Below are 18,307 nucleotides of genomic sequence, written 5' to 3'. Positions count from 1 at the left end.
TAAATTCCTGGTTAAAAGTAATTGCAGTAATTCGCAGTTTATCCAGCTGTGGTGGTTAACGATACTTCACTACCACAACAATGCACTGGAGCCCGCCACTATGACCGCCGCCTGCCTGATGAGCACTTATCAACCCTTGGCCCTGAGCTTTACACACGGCCTGGGCACGCGCCTGTGGGACCAGCAGGGCCGCGAATACCTGGACGCGGTGGCCGGCGTGGCGGTGACCAATGTCGGCCATTCCCATCCGCGCCTGGTAACGGCCATCAGCGAGCAGGCCGGCCTGCTGTTGCATACCTCCAACCTCTACAGCATCGACTGGCAACAGCGTCTGGCCCGGCGCCTGGCCCAGCTGTCCGGGCTGGACCGCGCGTTCTTCAACAACTCCGGCGCTGAAGCCAATGAGACGGCGCTGAAACTGGCACGGCTGCATGGCTGGAAAAAAGGTATTGAGGAACCGTTGGTGGTGGTGATGGGGAACGCTTTCCACGGGCGCACGCTGGGCACCATGGCAGCCAGTGACGGGCCATCGGTGCGCCTTGGGTTTCAACGTCTGCCGGGGGATTTTCTGAAGGTGGGGTTTGGCGATCTGGACGCATTGGAGCATATCACCCAACAGTTTGGTACGCGCATCGCCGCCGTGTTGCTGGAGCCGATCCAGGGCGAAAGCGGTGTGTTACCGGCCCCGCCCGGCTATCTGAAAGCCCTGCGCGATCACTGCACGCGCCACGGCTGGCTGATGATGCTCGATGAAATACAGACCGGCATTGGCCGTACCGGTGCCTGGTTCGCCTTTCAGCACGAGGACATCGTCCCCGACGTAATGACCCTGGCCAAAGGGCTCGGCAACGGCATACCAATCGGCGCCTGCCTGGCCCGAGCCGGCGTCGCCGAACTGTTCACGCCAGGCAGCCATGGCAGCACGTTCGGCGGCAATCCGCTGGCGTGTCGTGTCGGCTGCACGGTGCTGGATATCATCGAAGAGCAGGGCCTGCTGCACAACGCAGCGCGGCAGGGCGAGCACATGCTGGCACGGCTGCGCATGGAGTTGGATGACCATCCGCAAGTACGGGCGATTCGCGGCAAGGGTCTGATGATCGGGATTGAACTGGCCAGCCCCTGTCGCGACCTTGCCCAACGTGCGGCGCAGGAGCACGGGCTGTTGATCAACGTCACGCGGGGCAAGATCATTCGCCTGTTGCCGCCGCTGACGCTGCACAGCAAGGAAGTGGAGATGATCGTACGAGCCATCACCCGACTGCTGACTTGAAATGCAATCAAATGTGGGAGGGGGCTTGCCCCCGATAGCAATGGTTCAGCCAGCACATCGGGTACTGAAAGACCGCTATCGGGAGCAAGCCCCCTTCCACACAGTTCTGTACTGCTTTCAGATGCCATTCAACCACTCCTGATTCAGGGTTTCGGTATCCCCCAGGTACTCCAGCAACCAGGCCATGGCCGGCGACAGTTTGTTCTGCGCCCAGGCCACGCAGGATGGGCTGGCCGGAAAGGGTCGGCTCAATTGCAGCGCCACCAGCTCGCCGCGCTCGATCCACGGCAGCACCTGATGCGCCGGGGCCATGCCGACGCACAAGCCATCGCGCAGGCAATCGAGCGCCGAGGACCAGTTGGGCACCACCAGGCGCCGCTGGTTATCCAGGGTCCAGGTGTCCCGCTTGGGCAGGTTGCGTGAGGTGTCGGTCATGCACAGGGAGGCGAAGGGCCGCAGTTGATCGTCACTGAGTAGCCCGCTCACGGTTGCCAGGGGATGGTTGGCGCTGACCACGCACAACCAGTTCAACAAGCCCATATCGCGAAAGCTGAAGTGGCTGGCCACCGGCACCGCGCTGGTGGCGCCGATCACAATGTCGGTGCGCTCGTCCGCCAGCGCATCCCACACGCCGTTGTACACCTCGTACTCCAGCAGCAATTCCACTTCGGGAAACTGCCGATAGAAATCCAGCACCAGCTGCCGACAGCGCTGCGGTTTGACGATGGAATCCACGGCCACCTTCAACTGACCGCTCCAGCCATTGGCCACCTGCTGGCACAAGCGCCGGGTGCCGAGCATTTTTTTCATCACACCGCGGGCTTCGTCGATAAACAGCCGACCAGCGGGCGTCAGCTCCACGTCACGGTGGCGCCGTATGAACAGCGGCACCGCCAGCCACTCTTCCAGCTGACGCACCGTATAGCTGATGGCCGACGGTACGCGATGCAGTTCCTGGGCGGCGGCGCTGAAACTGCCGTGGCGTGCGACGGCATCGACTACGTCCAGGGAGTATTCGGACCACATGTCGGTTGCCTTCAAAATTATTGATAAGACTGTCCAATTATTATCGCTTCACAGAAGAACTGCCAGCTTCATAATGGGCGCCAGTCAGCAAATAGTTTGATGGCAGGATCTACAAGGCTTCAATGAAAAATTCTTTTGGTTTCACTTGGTATCTGGCGGGGCTGAGCATGCTCGGTTATCTCGCCATGGACATGTACTTGCCGGCGTTTGGCGCCATGGGCGAGCAATTACAGATTGGCGCCGGGGCCGTGGGCGCCAGCTTGAGCATTTTCCTCGCCGGTTTTGCGCTAGGGCAGCTGCTGTGGGGGCCATTGTCCGACCGGCTCGGACGCAAGCCGGTCCTGCTCATGGGGTTGAGCCTGTTTGTACTGGGTTGCCTGGGCATGTTCTGGGTGCAGACTGCGCCGCAGCTCTGGGCATTGCGCTTTATGCAGGCGATCGGCGTGTGCTCTGCGGCCGTGAGTTGGCAGGCGCTGGTGATTGACCGCTATCCGGCGCACAAGGCTCATCGCGTCTTCGCCAGCATTATGCCGCTGATGTCGCTGTCGCCGGCGTTGGCACCCTTGTTGGGCGCGATGGTATTGAATCACTTTGGCTGGCAGGCGATTTTCGGTGTGTTGCTGGGGGTGTCGCTGCTCCTGCTGCTGCCGACGGTGTTCCTGCGCAGCCCGCCGAAGCGTCAGACGGAGCAACCCGTGCGCCTGGGCTATGCGCAGCTGCTCACGTCACGGGTATTTACCGGCAACGTCATGATATTTGCCGCCTGCTCCGCCAGCTTCTTTGCCTGGCTGACCGCTTCGCCATTCATCCTCGGCGGCATGGGCTACAGCCCGAGTGACATCGGCCTCAGCTACGTTGTGCCGACCCTGGCCTTTCTCGTCGGCGGCTACAGTTGCCGCAGCGCCTTGCAGCGCTTGCCGGGCAAAACCTTGCTGCCGTGGCTGCTCGCCTTCTATTGCCTGAGCATGGTGGCGTTGTACCTGGTTGCAACCCTGACAGTGCCGACCCTCACCACTTTGCTGATTCCGTTCTGCCTGATGGCGCTGTGCAACGGTGCCAGCTACCCGATCGTGGTGGCGAATGCACTGATGCCGTTTTCGGAAAATTCCGGCAAGGCGGCGGCGCTGCAAAATACCCTGCAGTTGGGCTTGTGCTTTCTCGCCAGCCTGCTGGTGTCGTCGATGATCGAGCGGCCGCTGTTGATCACAGTGATTGTGATGCTGGCGACCGCGCCGTTGGCGGTGTTGGGTTACTGGCTGGCGCGGCCGAAGGCGGAGTGCTCGGAGCTGGCAACTGATCTGAAGTGATAATGCGGTCAGAAATGTGGGAGGGGGCTCGCCCCCGATGGCGGTATGTCAGTGCCAAATATCCAGCTGACCCACCGCAATCGGGGGCAAGCCCCCTCCCACATTTGTATTGAGTTTCTTCAGTTAGAACGATACTTCCATGTTCAACGTCGGCGTCGACGTGCGGCTACCCCGGCCGCCGTCCACGCCAAACTTGTTATGCCAGTATTCATAGCCCACACCGAGGTACAGGTTCGGCTTGACGCTTTTGCCCGGCCGCACCGCCACCATCAACGCGGTACGCATCAGCGCTTCCGACGCGGTATCGCGGCCATGATAGTCCTCGCCTTTCTCTCCAACGTAATTGATAAAACCCTGGAATTTCGCCGCGTGGTTGGCGATCTCGAACGGGCGCATCCAGGTCAGGTTGAGCATGTAAGTGGCGTCGAAGGTGTGGTTCGATTCCTTCGCGCCCGGAATGCCGGTGTGGTTCTTTTCCTTGTAGTACATCAGGCTCAGGTCCAGCACACCGACGGTATTGAATTTCAAGGTCGGGCCGATCACCAATGCGCGCTTCTTGGCGGAAGCGAAGTTGTTATTGCGGTTGGCATCGAAGCCCAGCGTCAGCGCGTAATCCTTGATCAACCCGGAACCCTGCGGCACATCGAATACCCGTGAGACGTAGAGCTGATGACGGTAAACCGCGTACACCTCGCTGCCACCGTGGTCGGTGCCCTTGCGTGGGTCTTTGCTGTCGGACAGGAACACATCGAGATTCAGGAAATTGCTGCCGTACCCGTAGCCGCTGGCGTGGGTGAAGCTATAGATGCGCTTGCTGAAGTCGTCAGGGTTGTTCGGGTTGGTGAAGTGTTGGCCGTAGCGAAACCCCAGGCTGTTGTTCATCCATTCCACTGCGACAGCCTCCCCGCCGCCGAGGAGGGTCAATGCGACGGTTGCGCCCTGCAATGCCTTTTTCATTCTGGTGGGTCCTTTGGCGTTCTGGCTCATGACGGCCGGATTGTTTTTGTAACGCCGCGAAAGGGTATCTTGTCCGGATGATTGTATACAACTCTATGGACATACAGTCTCAACATTGCATACAGTGAGCGCACAACAAAAACAGAGATCCCCTCACCATGACTATCTCGAAGGCGTCACCGCCGCGGCCCGAAGATGAAAATCTGGGCGTCGCCGCCAACATGGCTTACGGCCTGCAGCATGTGCTCACCATGTATGGCGGCATCGTTGCGGTACCGTTGATCGTCGGCCAGGCGGCCGGGCTGTCGCCAGCGGATATCGGCCTGTTGATCGCCGCGTCGTTGTTTGCCGGCGGCCTGGCCACGTTGCTGCAAACCCTTGGCCTGCCGTTCTTCGGGTGCCAGTTGCCGCTGGTGCAAGGCGTGTCGTTCGCCGGCGTGGCGACCATGGTGGCGATCGTTGGCAGTGACGGGGCAGGGGGCGTGCCGGCGATTCTCGGCGCGGTGATGGCCGCGTCGTTCATTGGTTTGTTGATCACCCCGGTATTCTCGCGCATCACCCAGTTTTTCCCGCCGCTGGTGACCGGTATTGTGATTACCACCATCGGCCTGACCCTGATGCCCGTGGCGGCGCGCTGGGCCATGGGCGGCAACAGCCGCGCGGCGGATTTCGGCAGCATGTCGAATATCGGCCTGGCGGCACTGACGCTGGTGCTGGTGTTGCTGCTGAGCAAAATCGGCAGCGCCGCCATCTCGCGCCTGTCGATTCTGCTGGCGATGGTGATCGGCACGGTGATCGCGGTGTTCCTGGGCATGGCCGACTTCTCCGGCGTGACCCAGGGGCCCATGTTCGGCTTTCCCACGCCGTTCCATTTCGGCATGCCGACTTTTCATGTGGCGGCGATCATTTCCATGTGCATCGTGGTGATGGTGACGCTGGTGGAAACCTCGGCGGACATTCTGGCGGTGGGCGAGATCATCGACACCAAAGTCGACTCCAAACGCCTCGGCAACGGCCTGCGCGCCGATATGTTGTCGAGCCTGTTCGCGCCGATTTTCGGTTCATTCACGCAAAGCGCATTCGCCCAGAACGTCGGCCTGGTGGCGGTCACCGGGGTGAAGAGCCGGTTCGTGGTGGCAACCGGCGGGGTGTTCCTGGTGGTGCTTGGCCTGCTGCCATTCATGGGCCGGGTGATTGCCGCCGTGCCCACCTCGGTGCTTGGCGGTGCCGGCATTGTGCTGTTCGGCACAGTGGCCGCCAGCGGTATTCGCACCTTGTCCAAGGTGGATTACCGCAACAACATGAACCTGATCATCGTCGCCACGAGTATCGGTTTCGGCATGATTCCCATCGCCGCGCCCAGCTTCTACGATCAATTCCCCAGCTGGTTCGCGACCATTTTCCATTCGGGCATCAGCTCGTCGGCGATCATGGCGATCTTGCTCAACCTGACGTTCAACCACTTCACCGCCGGTAACTCGGACCAGCAATCGGTATTCGTGGCGGGGACTGAGCGCAGTTTGTGCTTTCGCGACGTGGCGGCGCTGCGCGATGGCGATTACTACCGGGGCGGGAAGCTGTTCGATGCCGAGGGCAAGGAAATTCCACTGGTGGCGGATACCTTGAAGAAAACCGCCAAACCTGAAACCACTGAGGTCTGAATGTGGGAGGGGGCAAGGCCTGATGCCAGTCTGTAGGAGCGAGCTTGCTCGCGAAAAACTCACAGGCACCGCGTTCATTCAGGAAGCACGCGTTATCGTTGCCGTTTTTCGCGAGCAAGCTCGCTCCTACAAAAAGCCTTAAGGCAAGCCCCCTCCCACATTGGAATTCAGCCGGCCTTGAGGGCTTTGTGCGGCATTGAGCACACCTCATCCAGAAACTTCACCACGGTGCCCATGCACGCCTGGCGTTCTTCCACGTGGGGCATGTGGCTGGAGTCTTCGAACAGCGCCCAGCGCACGTCCGGGATTTCGTCCAGGAACGGCTTGACCACCAGCGGCGTGGCCTCGTCGTGCCGACCGGAGATCACCAGGGTCGGCACGTTGATCGCAGGCAGGCGACCGATCACGTTCCAGTCCTTCAAGCTGCCGATCACATGAAATTCCGTCGGGCCGCTCATGGCGTGGTACACGGTCGGGTCGGCGTCGACCTGGGCGAAGGTGCGCGCGACTTCTTCCGGCCACGGGTTGACCCGGCACACGTGCTGGTCGTAGAAAACCCGCGAGGCGGCCTGGTATTCCGGGTCCTGGTAGGTACCGGCGGCTTCATGCCTGAGCAATGTTTCATGCACACCTTCGGGCAACAGCTTGCGCAGCCGATTGGCCTCGCTGACCCAAGTGCGCATGCACGTCGGTGAGTTGGCCGGGATAAAGGCGCGCAGGCCCTTGGGCTGCAAAATCGCATGTTCGCTGCCGAGCATGCCGCCCCAGGATTGGCCGAGGATCGCGTAGTTGTCGCTGATTTGCAGGTGGTCGAGCAGGTTGTTCAACTCATTGAGGAACAGCTCGACGGTCCAGAACGAAGCCGGTTTTTCCGGCAGGTGCGTTGAACGACCGTTGCCCAACTGGTCGTAGTGAATCACCGCGTGGCCGCTGGCGGCCACATCCTTGAATGCGTCGACGTAATCGTGAGTGCAGCCGGGGCCGCCATGGATGATCACCAGCGGTGTGCGGCCTGTGGCCAGCTCACCGGTGACGCGATACCACGTCTGATAGGTGCCGAAGGGGGCGTAGCCTTCGCGGACTTTATCGATGAATTCCATTTCGTACCCTGCTCTGAAAAAAGGATCAGGGCTACGATAGTCTGCACGCGACGTTTAGGTAACTAGCAAAACAGCTAGGTTTTGCGTAAGGATCAATCGTCCAGTAACCGGTAGTGCGTGGCGCGCACCACCGCCTGCACGCGATTCTTGGCGCCCAATTTGTGCATGGCCGACGCCAGGTGCAGGGTCACTACCGCCAATGAACGGGTCAATTGCGTGGCGATTTCGGCCGCAGTCAAGCCCTCGGCCGCCCATTTCAGGCACTCGCGCTCGCGTTTGGTCAGATGGATATGCGGATAGGTGCGCAACGCTTTGTTGAACAAGGGATAAGCCGCCTCCTGCAACGCGTGGCTGATCACGCTGAAGTCCGACAAGGTGTGCTGCGCCTCTTTCAATACCGTGCTCGCCTTACCGGTGCGCAGCCCGGTCAAAGAGGCGAAGCCGCCACGGGGCAGGTGGATCGGCACGCTGACGCCGCAGGTCAACTGTTGTTCATGCAGATAGGACGAAACGGGGGCATGGCAGGGGTCGATGATCGTTTGCAGTGCAGTCTCGGCCTTTGGCTCATACGACCAGACAAACGGCGACACGCTGCGCAAGGCCAAGTGCTGCACCGGGTCGATCTGGTAGAACCCTTCGCTGCACCACAAGGCGTGCCAGTCGGTCGGCGTGTTGCGCAGTTGCAGCACCGACGGCGTGATCAGCGCGCCATTGAGGTCGATGGGCACCGGCGTGTAGTCGTACACCAGCGCATCGAAGCCCAGTTGTTGGGCCAGCATGAACGTATTGTCCATCTGCTCGTCCAGGCTCCTGCCCGGCATCAGACGATTATTGAAGGCAGTTAGCTTGGCCAGCATCCGTTCTGCTCCCGAATTCATTTGAATCTCGACTTGCTGCAAGTAGAATGCCACGCCCCGGCGAAGGACTGCCAGGCCAAACCTATAAGAAACGCTAGGTTATGGACGCGCGGCATCCTCGGTAGTGTTGACGTGATAAACGGCCACTACCTGCCAGGCCGATACAACACAAGGAATGTATGCATGTGGCGTGAAATTGCCCCCGACCAGCGGTACAACGTGCAAGTCGACGGCCATAATCTCGTGGTCTACAGCTTTGGCGAAGGCGATGAGGTGCTGCTGTGCCTCAACGGCGGCCCGGGGCTGCCGTGTGACTATTTGCGCGACGCCCATGGCTGGCTCAAAGCGCATAACCTGCGAGTGGTTGCATTCGACCAGCTTGGCACGGGCGCATCAGCCAGACCGAACGACGTTTCCCTGTGGGAAATCCGCCGTTATGTCGAAGAAGTCGAGACCGTGCGCCAGGCACTGGGCCTGGGCCCTGTGCATCTGCTCGGGCATTCCTGGGGCGGTTGGCTGGGCATCGAGTACGCCATCCATTACCCCGATGCGCTGAAAAGCCTGATCCTGGAAAACACGGTGGGCGATATTCCCCACCTGTCCCAGGAGCTTGAGCGCTTGCGCGGCGCCCTGGGCAGTGAAACCGTGGCCATGATGCAGCGTCATGAAGCCATGGGTACCCTCGACCACCCGCAGTATCAAGCTGCCATTACCTTGCTCAACTATCGCCACGTCTGCCGGCTGGATGACTGGCCGGAGCCGGTCAAACGCTCCCTCGGCGATTGGAACATGGGGCCCTACGAAACCATGCAAGGCCCCAACGAATTCCTGTATATCGGCAATCTCAAGGACTGGAACCGCATTCCTGAAATGGCCACGTTCAAGATGCCGATCTTGATCACCACCGGCCAGCACGACGAACTCACCCCGGCCTGTGCCATGCGCATGAAAATGGCGGCCCCGCACGCCGAACTGCACGTATTTCCCAACAGCAGCCATATGCCGTTCTACGAAGAACCCCAGGCGTATTTCCCGGTGCTGCTGGACTTTCTCGCCCGCCACCGAGGCTGACGCATGAACCTGGCGCGTTACCGCTTCGTCCTGTCCCGGCCCCTGCAATTGTTGCCGGTGCTGCTGGGCATCAGCCTGATCACTTTCGTGCTGGTGCGCTCGATCCCGGGCGATCCGGCGCGTGCGCTGCTGGGTTCGCGCAGCACGCCGGACGCGCTGCTGAAAATCCGCGCCCAGTACGGCCTCGATGAGCCGTTGTGGCTGCAATATGTCTACTTCCTGAAGAACTTGCTCAAGGGCGACCTCGGCCAATCGCTGCTGTACAAGGTGGATGCGCTGAAGCTGATCGTCACGCGTATCGAACCGACCCTGGTGCTGGTGCTCGGCAGTGTGCTGCTGGCGCTGTTGATCGCGGTACCGCTGGCGACCCTGGCGGCGCGCAATAAAGGCGGCTGGCCGGACAACCTGATCCGCGTATTCACCACGGTCGGCCTGGGCATGCCGGCGTTCTGGCTGGGCCTGATGCTGATCCTGTTGCTGAGTGTGCGGTGGGGCCTGTTCCCGGTGTCCGGTTATGGTCGCACCTGGCTGGACAAGGCCCACCATATGGTGCTGCCGTGCCTGACCATTGCCCTGGCGCTGTCGGCGGTGCTGGTGCGCAATTTGCGCGCGAGCATGCTGGTGGAACTGCAGGCCGATCATGTCACCGCGGCACGGGCGCGCGGGCTGTCGGAAGCCGCCGTGTTCCGCCGTCACGTCGTGCCCAACTCCCTGGTGCCGGCGGTCAACCTGCTGGCCGTGAACATCGGCTGGTTGATCAGCGGCACAGTGGTCATCGAAAGCCTGTTCGCCATTCCCGGCATCGGCCAGTTGCTGGTGCGCGGTATTTTTACCCGCGACTACATGGTGGTACAGGGCGTGGCGATGGTGCTGGCCTGTGCGACGGTGGTGGTCAACTTCATCGCCGACGTGGTCACGGTGGCCCTCGACCCACGGGTGAAGATGCAATGAGCAGCCGCCCATTGATAGCGCCCTGGCGTCTGCGTCTGCGCCTGGGTTTTCGCAACGGTCGGCTGACCGCCGCGTGGGGCCTGTTGATACTGCTCACGTGGTTGATCCTGGCGCTGTTCGCGCCGTGGATCGCGCCCTATGACCCGATTGCGCAGAATACCGATATGAGTCTGCTGGCGCCCGGTTCTGCGCACCTGTTCGGCACCGATAACTACGGCCGCGACGTGCTTTCGCGGGTGATCTGGGGCGCGCGCATCGACCTGCAGCTGGCGATTGTCGGGGTGATCTTCCCCTTCTTGATCGGCACCTTCATCGGCGCGGTTTCCGGTTATATCGGCGGGCGCCTGGACAGTGTGTGCATGCGCGTGATCGATGTGGTCCTGGCGTTCCCGTTCCTGGTATTGATGCTGGCGATCATGGCCATTCTCGGGCCTGGGCTGCAGAGCTTTTACATTGCGATGGCGCTGGTGGGCTGGGTCTCGTATGCGCGGTTGATCCGCTCGCAGATCCTGGTACTCAAGGAGAGCGACTTTGCCCTGGCCGCCAGGAGCCTGGGTTTTGGCCATGGGCGCATTCTGTTCCGGCATTTGCTGCCCAATGCGCTGTTTGGCTCGATTGTGTTTTCCATGTCCGACGCGGTGCTGGTGCTGCTCAACGGTGCTGCGGTGAGCTACCTGGGCCTGGGCGTGCAACCACCGACCGCCGAATGGGGCACGATGGTCGCCGAGGGCCAGGCGTTTATCACCACCGCCTGGTGGATTTGCACCTTTCCAGGGCTGGCCATCGTGACCCTGGCCATGGGTTTCAGTCTACTGGCCGATGGTGTGGCGCACGTTCTGGGGGATCGTTCATGAGCCTGTTGCAAGTGCGCGACCTCAGCGTGATCGCCAATAATGCCGGGCGCGAGTTGACCCTGGTCGACCGCGTGTCCTTCGACCTGGCCGAAGGCGAGATCCTGGGGTTGGTCGGTGAAAGCGGTTCGGGCAAGACCCTGGCGTGTCGCGGCCTGATGCGCCTGTTGCCGTCGCCCAACCTGCGGGTGCACGGCGGCACGGTACATCTGGCGGGCCAGGATCTGTTGCGCCTGGATGACGCCGGCATGCGCGCCGTCCGTGGCGGGCAGTTGGGCATGATCTTCCAGAACCCCAGCAGTCACCTGGATCCGTTGATGCGCATTGGCGAGCAGATCGCCGAGGGCATCCGCCTGCATCAGGGCGTCTCGAAAAAAGATGCGCGCCTGCAGGCCATCGATGTGCTGCGCCAAGTGGGGATTCCCGACCCGCAAGCCCGTGTCGACAACTATCCCCATGAATTTTCCGGCGGCATGCGCCAGCGCGCGATGATTGCGGTGGCCCTGGGCTGCAACCCGAAGGTGCTGATCGCCGACGAACCCACCACCGCCCTGGATGTGACGGTGCAGGCGCAAATCCTGCGGCTGTTGCTCGAGCTTCGCGACAAGCGCGGCCTGTCGATCATCATGATCACCCATGACCTGGGCGTGGTGGCGCAAAGCTGCGACTCCATCGCGGTGATGTACGCCGGGCGCCTGTGCGAGCACGGCAGCAAATACGAACTGCTGGCCCAGCCACGGCATCCGTACACCGCCGGCCTGATCGATTGCCAGCCGGCCCACAGCAGCGGCCATGCGTTGCTGCGCACCATCCCTGGCCAGCCGCCGCTGCTCGACGCATTGCCTGACGGGTGCCGCTTCAACCCCCGCTGCCCGCAGGTCGGTGCCCTGTGTACCGAGCTGTTGCCGCAAGGCGCACGGGTTGCCTGTCACTATCCCTTGGGAGGACGCCCATGAGCCTGTTGCAGATCAAGGACCTGGAGGTGCGCTTTGCCGCGTCCGGCAGTGGCCTGTTCGGGTTGAACAAGCAGTCGGTGAGGGCGGTGAACGGGGTGTCGCTGAATCTGGCCGCCGGTGCAACCCTCGGGCTGGTGGGCGAGTCCGGCAGCGGTAAAAGCACGCTGGGCCGGGCTATCTTGCATCTGAATCCGATCAGCGCCGGGCAAGTGCTGTTCGACGGCGTCGACATGGCCCAGGGCAGCGCTATCGATATTGCGCGGTTGCGCCAGGAAACCGCGATGATCTTTCAGGACCCCTACGCCGCCCTGAATCCGCGTCACACCGTCGGCGAGACCCTGGCCGAAGTGTTGCGGGTGCAGCGCAAGGTGGCGCCGGAAACTGTCCGCGCCCGTGTCGATGAACTGCTCGAACTGGTTGGCCTGCGCCCTGAACTGGCCTCGCGCAAACCCGGCTCCCTCAGTGGCGGCCAATGCCAGCGCGTGGGGATCGCCCGGGCGCTGGCGGTGGAGCCGCGCCTGATCATCGCCGACGAATGCGTGGCGGCGCTGGATGTGTCGATCCAGGGCCAGATCATCAATCTGCTGCTGGAACTGCAACAGCGCATGAACCTGGCGATCCTGTTTATCGCTCATGACCTGGCCATCGTGCGGCGCCTGTGCGACCGCGTGGCGGTGATGTACCTGGGCAGGATCGTCGAGGAGGGGCCGGTGGAAGCGGTGTTCACTGCGCCGCGCCATCCCTATACGGCGGCGTTGATCGAGGCGATTCCGCAGATTGATCCCCATTCTCCGTTACCCGCGCAGCCGCTGCCCGGCGAGCCACCAAGCCCGTTGAATTTGCCCGCAGGTTGCGCGTTTCACCCGCGTTGCCGCTACGCCCAGGCCATGTGTTCCGTGGTGTTGCCGCCCACCCATTCACTGCACGAGCACCGGTACAGTTGCGTGCTTGAACACCCTTTGCCCCTTCCTGCCCATCATGAACAAGGAGTTATGACATGCAATCGCGCCACCTGAAATTGCTCGCCGCCGCCACGCTGACCGCCTGGTCCCTCACTGCCGGCCTGGCCCAGGCTGCCGGCGTGCTGACCATCGGTTGCCGTGAAGACAGCACCACCTTTGACCCGATCAAAAGCGCGCAGAACCGCGATACCTGGGTATTTGCCAACGTCTACGACACCCTGGTGCGGGTGGATAATCTGGGCACCAAAATGGAACCGGGCCTGGCGCAAAGCTGGGAGATTTCCAAGGACGGCCTGACCTACACCTTCACGTTGCGCGACGCGAAGTTCTCCGACGGCTCGCCGATCACCGCCAGCGACGCGGCGTTCAGCCTGTTGCGCATCCGCGATAACAAGGCCTCGCTGTGGAGTGACCCGTTCAGCCTGATCGATACCGCCAAGGCCAGCGATGGGAAAACGCTGGTGGTCACCCTGAAAACCCCGGCGGTGGCGTTTCTCTCGCAATTGGCGTCGCCAACGGTGTCGATCCTGTCGGAAAAAGCCATGACGACAATGGGCGAAGACGCCTACTCGGAAAACCCGGTGACCTCCGGCGCCTTCACCGTGGACGAATGGCGCAAGGGCGACCGCGTGATCCTGAAGAAGAACCCGAACTTCTGGCAGGCCGGCAACGTCAGCCTGGACGGTGTGGAGTGGGTGTCGGTCACAGACGACAACACACGCATGCGCATGGTGCAGAACAACGAACTGGACACGGCGATCTTCGTACCTTTCTCCCGCGTTGAAGAGCTGAAGAAAGACCCGAACGTGGTGATCCATGCCGACCCGTCCACCCGCGAAGACCACCTGCTGATCAACCACGCGCACGGCCTGCTGGCCAAGCCAGAGGTGCGTGAAGCGCTGGACATGGCCATCGACAAACAATCGCTGGTGAAGACCGCCACTTACGGTCAAGGCACCGTGGCTTATTCCTACATCCCGAAAGGCTCGCTTTACCACTACGCCAATAACCTGCAACGCCCGTATGACCCGACTGCGGCGAAAAAGCTGCTGGCCGATGCAGGCGCCAAGGACCTCAAGCTCAATTACGTGGTCAACGCCGGCAACGAGGCCGACGAGCAGATTGCGGTGATCATCAAGGACCAACTGGCCAAAGTCGGCGTCACCGCCAACCTGCAAAAGGTCGACCCGACCCAGAGCTGGCAGATGCTGGTGGACGGTGAGTACGATATTTCGGTGATGTACTGGACCAACGACATCCTCGACCCGGACCAGAAGACCACCTTCGTGCTGGGCCACGACACCAACCAGAACTACATGACCCGTTACAAGAATGACAAGGTCAAGGCCCTGGTGGCGCAGGCGCGCATCGAGGCCGACCCGGCCAAGCGTGAGCAGATGTATGTGGAGTTGCAGAAACTGGCGAAACAGGACGTGAACTGGATTGACCTGTACTACAGCCCGTACATCAACATCTCACGCAAGAATGTGAGCAACTTCCTGCAGAACCCGTTGGGCCGCTTCACGCTCGAGGAAGTGGTAAAAAACTGACAAGCGCTGCAATACCAATGTGGGAGGGGGCTTGCCCCCGATAGCGGAGTGTCAGCCAACAGATTCATGGGCTGATCCACCGCAATCGGGGGCAAGCCTCCTCCCACATTTTGATTTAGGTTGTGTCAGGGGTTATTGCGCATCAAATGCCTGCCCATTGATGCCCGCACTGTCCGGCCCCATCAGGTACAGGTACACCGGCATGATGTCTTCCGGCGCCGGCCGTTCCATCGGGTTTTCACCCGGGTACGCCTGGGCCCGCATGCTGGTGCGCGTACCGCCCGGGTTGATGCTGTTGGCGCGCACGGCGGCGACGTCTTCGAGCTCGTCGGCCAGGGTTTGCATCAAGCCTTCAGTGGCAAACTTCGACACACCGTAAGCGCCCCAATACGCTCGACCCTTGCGCCCGACGCTGCTGGAGGTGAACACCACCGACGCATCCTGGGACAGCTTGAGCAGCGGCAGCAGGGTGCTGGTCAGCATGAACATCGCGTTGACGTTGACGTGCATCACTCGCATGAAGTTCTCGCCGGACAATTGTTCGATGGGCGTGCGCGGGCCGATGATCGAGGCGTTGTGCAGCAGGCCGTCGAGGTGGCCGAACGCCTTTTCGATCATCGCCGCCAGCTCATCGTATTGATGGGGCAGGGCGGTCTCCAGGTTGAACGGGATCACCACGGGCTGCGGCTGGCCGGCGGCTTCGATTTCATCATACACCTGTGCCAGGTTGGCTTCGGTCTTGCCCAGCAGCAGCACGGTGGCACCGTGGGCGGCGTAGGTTTTCGCCGCCGCCGCGCCGATTCCACGACCGGCGCCGGTGACCAGGATGACCCGGCCTTTGAGCAGTTCTGGAGGGGCAGAGTAATCAAACATAAATAACCTCAAATTCGAAAACGCCGAAGATCAACTGTGGGAGGGGGCTTGCTCCCGATAGCGGTGGATCAGTCACAAAATGCAGTGACTGACACACTGCGGGAGCAAGCCCCCTCCCACATTGGATTTTCATCGGTCAGTAAGATCGGCAAGCCATCAGCAACTGCACAGCGCGTTATCCAGCACCTTGCGCAGTTCCAGCGGGTGATCCACCACCACGTCCGCACCCCAGTGACGCGGGTTGTCGTCCGGATGGATATAGCCGTAGGTGACCGCCGCCGTGCGCGTACCGGCATCGCGACCGGATTCGATATCACGCAGATCATCACCGACGAACAACACGCTGGCCGGGTCCAGGTCGAGCATCTTGCACGCCAGGATCATCGGTTCCGGGTCCGGCTTGCTGTTCTTCACGTGGTCCGGGCAGATCAGCACGGCCGAGCGTTCGGCCAGGCCCAGTCGCTGCATGATCGGCTCGGCAAAGCGCAGCGGCTTGTTGGTGACCACGCCCCAGATCAACCTGGCTTTCTCGATGTCTTCCAGCAGCTCGGCCATGCCGTCGAACAGTTTGCTGTGCACCGCGCAATCCTTGAGATAACGCTCGAGGAATTCCTGGCGCAGCGCTTCGAAACCTGGCGACTCCGGGTCCATCGAGAAGGTCACGGCGACCATCGCCTTCGCGCCGCCGGAGATTTCATCGCGGATATGCTGGTCGTTGATCGGCGGCAGGCCACGGTCGGCGCGCATGGCCTGGCAGATGGCGATAAAGTCCGGCGCGGTATCCAGCAGGGTACCGTCCATGTCGAAGAGAACCGCTCGCAACTTCACAGGCTTACTCCTCGCGCAGGGTCTGGATCATGTAGTTGACGTCGACGTCGTTGACCAGCTTGTAGTGCTTGGTCAGCGGGTTGTAGGTCAGGCCGATGATGTCCTTGACGGTCAGCCCGGCCTGGCGGCTCCACGCGCCCAGTTCGGACGGGCGGATGAACTTCTTGAAGTCATGGGTGCCGCGCGGCAGCAGCTTCATGATGTATTCGGCGCCGATGATCGCGAACAGATAAGCCTTGGGGTTGCGGTTGATGGTGGAGAAAAACACCTGGCCGCCTGGCTTGACCATGCGGAAGCAGGCGCGGATCACCGAAGACGGGTCCGGCACGTGTTCAAGCATTTCAAGGCACGTGACCACGTCGAACTGCTCGGGCATTTCCTCGGCCAGGGCTTCGGCGGTGATCTGGCGGTACTCCACGCTCACCCCGGACTCCAGCTGATGCAACTGGGCCACGGCCAGCGGTGCCTCGCCCATGTCGATGCCCATCACGGTAGCACCGCGCAGGGCCATGGCTTCACTGAGGATGCCACCGCCGCAACCCACGTCCAGCACCTTTTTGCCGGCCAGGTTGACGCGTTCGTCAATCCAGTTGACGCGCAGCGGGTTGATGTCGTGCAGCGGCTTGAACTCGCTCTCACGGTCCCACCAGCGGTGGGCCAGGGCTTCGAATTTGGCGATTTCGGCGTGGTCGACGTTGCTCATGGTGAATCCTCTGAATCTGATAAATCGGTTTATTCGCTGTGCCCGCTGATGCGTTGGCCCCAGGCAATGGCCGTGGTGGTCAACTGTGCTTCATCCATGCGGGTCAATCGTCGGTCGTCGAGCAACTGCTTGCCGGCGACCCAAAGGTGTTTCACGCAATCGCGACCGGTGGCATAGATAAGCTGCGAGACCGGATCGTAGATCGGTTGCTGCGCCAGCCCCGACAGATCGAAGGCGACGATATCCGCAGCCTTGCCGACTTCCAGCGAGCCGATCTGGCTGTCCAGACCCATGGCCCGCGCGCCATTGAGGGTTGCCATGCGCAACGCGCGATGGGCGTCCAGCGCGGTGGCCGACCCGGCGACGGCCTTGGCCAGCATGGCGGCGGTGCGGGTTTCGCCCAACAGGTCGAGGTCGTTGTTGCTGGCGGCGCCGTCAGTGCCTATAGCCACATTGACGCCAGCCTGCCACAGGCGTTCAACCGGGCAGAAGCCGCTGGCCAGTTTCAGGTTCGATTCCGGGCAATGGATCACGCTGGTGTTGCTTTCTACCAGCAAAGCCAGGTCCTCCTCGCTGATTTGGGTCATATGAACGGCCTGGAAGCGCGGGCCCAGCAGGCCAAGGCGAGCCAGGCGGGCCAGTGGCCGCTCGCCGGTCTGTTCCACGGCCTGCTGCACTTCGAAGGCGGTTTCGTGCACGTGCATATGGATCGCGGCGTCCAGCTCTTCGGCGATGATCCGGATCTTTTCCAGGTTGCCATCGTTGACGGTATAGGGCGCATGGGGGCCGAACGTGATCTTGATGCGTGGATGATGCTTGAGGTCGCCGAACAGCTCGATGCCCTGGCGAATCGCCTCGTCGGCGTTGCTGGCGCCCGGGATCGGGAAGTCGAGGATCGGAATGGCGATCTGCGCGCGCATGCCGCTGTTGTGCACGCAATCGCTGGCGACCTTGGGGTAGAAATACATATCGGAGAAGCAGGTGATGCCGCCCTTGAGCTGCTCGGCGATGGCCAGTTGAGTGCCGTCGCGCACGAAGGCTTCATCGACCCACTTGGCCTCGGCGGGCCAGATGTGTTTTTCCAGCCAGGTCATCAACGGCAGGTCATCGGCCAGGCCGCGAAACAGGCTCATCGCCGCATGCCCGTGGGCGTTGATCAGGCCCGGGCTGAGCAGCATGCCCGGCAGTTCGCGCACTTCGCTCGCCTCAAGCTTCAATGCCGCCGCCCGCGGCCCGATAAATACGATGCAGCCGTCGCGGATACCCAGGCCATGCTCCTTGAGCACGACGCCAGCGGGTTCGACGGGTACCAGCCAGGTCGGCAGCAGTAATAAGTCGAGCGGAGCGGCAGTGGGCGTCATCGCAGGCTTCTTCCTGGGCAGCT

17 protein-coding genes are annotated in these 18,307 nt (G+C 61.6%); 9 read left to right on the top strand and 8 right to left on the bottom strand.

The genetic code is table 11. From position 1 onward, the window contains the following. Nucleotides 1-100 precede the first annotated feature (100 nt). The gene (locus TU82_RS09410; RefSeq protein WP_057722936.1) at nucleotides 101-1,270 is read left to right on the top strand and encodes an aspartate aminotransferase family protein; all 1,170 of its coding nucleotides are present in this window, start codon (nucleotides 101-103) and stop codon (nucleotides 1,268-1,270) included. A 117-nt stretch (nucleotides 1,271-1,387) separates the two neighbouring features. Here TU82_RS09410 and punR read toward each other — a convergent pair whose 3' ends face one another. Further along, complete coding sequence (gene punR, locus TU82_RS09405) at nucleotides 1,388-2,296, bottom strand: DNA-binding transcriptional activator PunR (protein ID WP_057722935.1); 909 nt, start codon at nucleotides 2,294-2,296, stop codon at nucleotides 1,388-1,390. Between the two features lie 122 nt (nucleotides 2,297-2,418). On the opposite strand from punR, the gene punC reads away from it, so the two are divergent. Then, nucleotides 2,419-3,603, top strand: a complete 1,185-nt coding sequence (punC, locus tag TU82_RS09400; protein WP_057722934.1) for a purine nucleoside transporter PunC — start codon at nucleotides 2,419-2,421, stop codon at nucleotides 3,601-3,603. 123 nt (nucleotides 3,604-3,726) lie between these two features. On the opposite strand, the gene TU82_RS09395 is transcribed toward punC, so the two are convergent. Next, nucleotides 3,727-4,560 (bottom strand): hypothetical protein, encoded by an 834-nt coding sequence (locus TU82_RS09395; protein ID WP_057722933.1) that lies wholly within the window; start codon nucleotides 4,558-4,560, stop codon nucleotides 3,727-3,729. 158 nt (nucleotides 4,561-4,718) lie between these two features. Here TU82_RS09395 and TU82_RS09390 point away from each other — a divergent pair, with 158 nt between their 5' ends. Further along, nucleotides 4,719-6,221 carry a nucleobase:cation symporter-2 family protein gene (locus TU82_RS09390; protein ID WP_057722932.1) on the top strand — a complete coding sequence of 501 codons (1,503 nt, stop codon included), beginning with the start codon at nucleotides 4,719-4,721 and terminating at the stop codon, nucleotides 6,219-6,221. A 167-nt stretch (nucleotides 6,222-6,388) separates the two neighbouring features. On the opposite strand, the gene TU82_RS09385 is transcribed toward TU82_RS09390, so the two are convergent. Both TU82_RS09385 and TU82_RS09380 read right to left on the bottom strand, forming a co-directional pair. Next, complete coding sequence (locus TU82_RS09385; protein ID WP_057722931.1) at nucleotides 6,389-7,321, bottom strand: proline iminopeptidase-family hydrolase; 933 nt, start codon at nucleotides 7,319-7,321, stop codon at nucleotides 6,389-6,391. Between the two features lie 92 nt (nucleotides 7,322-7,413). Beyond that, entirely contained in the window at nucleotides 7,414-8,178 is a 765-nt protein-coding gene (locus tag TU82_RS09380; RefSeq protein WP_057722930.1) for a LuxR family transcriptional regulator, read from the bottom strand. 183 nt (nucleotides 8,179-8,361) lie between these two features. Between TU82_RS09380 and TU82_RS09375 the strand changes: the two genes are divergently transcribed. Genes TU82_RS09375 through TU82_RS09350 form a run of 6 tightly spaced genes read left to right on the top strand, consistent with a single transcriptional unit; the run spans nucleotide 8,362 to nucleotide 14,519 of the window. Continuing rightward, nucleotides 8,362-9,249, top strand: coding sequence for a proline iminopeptidase-family hydrolase (locus TU82_RS09375; protein WP_057722929.1), 888 nt, complete (start codon nucleotides 8,362-8,364; stop codon nucleotides 9,247-9,249). A 3-nt stretch (nucleotides 9,250-9,252) separates the two neighbouring features. Further along, nucleotides 9,253-10,200 carry an ABC transporter permease gene (locus TU82_RS09370; RefSeq protein ID WP_057722928.1) on the top strand — a complete coding sequence of 316 codons (948 nt, stop codon included), beginning with the start codon at nucleotides 9,253-9,255 and terminating at the stop codon, nucleotides 10,198-10,200. Next, complete coding sequence (locus TU82_RS09365) at nucleotides 10,197-11,054, top strand: ABC transporter permease (protein WP_057722927.1); 858 nt, start codon at nucleotides 10,197-10,199, stop codon at nucleotides 11,052-11,054. The genes TU82_RS09370 and TU82_RS09365 overlap by 4 nt, the downstream gene beginning before the upstream one ends. Beyond that, nucleotides 11,051-12,007 (top strand): ABC transporter ATP-binding protein, encoded by a 957-nt coding sequence (locus tag TU82_RS09360; RefSeq protein WP_057722926.1) that lies wholly within the window; start codon nucleotides 11,051-11,053, stop codon nucleotides 12,005-12,007. The genes TU82_RS09365 and TU82_RS09360 overlap by 4 nt, the downstream gene beginning before the upstream one ends. Beyond that, a complete protein-coding gene (locus TU82_RS09355; RefSeq protein WP_057722925.1) occupies nucleotides 12,004-13,023 on the top strand; it encodes an ABC transporter ATP-binding protein in 1,020 nt (339 codons plus the stop codon). Before TU82_RS09360 ends, TU82_RS09355 begins: the two co-directional genes overlap by 4 nt. Continuing rightward, nucleotides 13,005-14,519 (top strand): ABC transporter substrate-binding protein, encoded by a 1,515-nt coding sequence (locus TU82_RS09350; protein WP_057722924.1) that lies wholly within the window; start codon nucleotides 13,005-13,007, stop codon nucleotides 14,517-14,519. The genes TU82_RS09355 and TU82_RS09350 overlap by 19 nt, the downstream gene beginning before the upstream one ends. Before the next feature lie 132 nt (nucleotides 14,520-14,651). On the opposite strand, the gene TU82_RS09345 is transcribed toward TU82_RS09350, so the two are convergent. The 4 genes from TU82_RS09345 to TU82_RS09330 all read right to left on the bottom strand — a co-directional run bounded on the left by TU82_RS09345 (nucleotide 14,652) and on the right by TU82_RS09330 (nucleotide 18,284). Beyond that, on the bottom strand, nucleotides 14,652-15,392 hold the full coding sequence (locus TU82_RS09345; RefSeq protein ID WP_057722923.1) for a YciK family oxidoreductase: 741 nt from the start codon (nucleotides 15,390-15,392) through the stop codon (nucleotides 14,652-14,654). A 156-nt stretch (nucleotides 15,393-15,548) separates the two neighbouring features. Then, nucleotides 15,549-16,220, bottom strand: coding sequence for an N-acetylmuramic acid 6-phosphate phosphatase MupP (mupP, locus tag TU82_RS09340; RefSeq protein ID WP_057722922.1), 672 nt, complete (start codon nucleotides 16,218-16,220; stop codon nucleotides 15,549-15,551). 4 nt (nucleotides 16,221-16,224) lie between these two features. After that, nucleotides 16,225-16,923: a bifunctional 2-polyprenyl-6-hydroxyphenol methylase/3-demethylubiquinol 3-O-methyltransferase UbiG gene (gene ubiG / locus TU82_RS09335; RefSeq protein WP_057722921.1), complete on the bottom strand. Its 699-nt coding sequence runs from the start codon at nucleotides 16,921-16,923 to the stop codon at nucleotides 16,225-16,227. A gap of 29 nt (nucleotides 16,924-16,952) precedes the next feature. Further along, nucleotides 16,953-18,284: a TRZ/ATZ family hydrolase gene (locus TU82_RS09330; protein WP_057722920.1), complete on the bottom strand. Its 1,332-nt coding sequence runs from the start codon at nucleotides 18,282-18,284 to the stop codon at nucleotides 16,953-16,955. Nucleotides 18,285-18,307: the final 23 nt, after the last annotated feature.

Origin of the sequence: Pseudomonas orientalis (assembly GCF_001439815.1) — a bacterium.
Taxonomy (GTDB): domain Bacteria; phylum Pseudomonadota; class Gammaproteobacteria; order Pseudomonadales; family Pseudomonadaceae; genus Aquipseudomonas; species Aquipseudomonas orientalis.
This window is presented reverse-complemented; position numbering and strand designations above follow the sequence as displayed.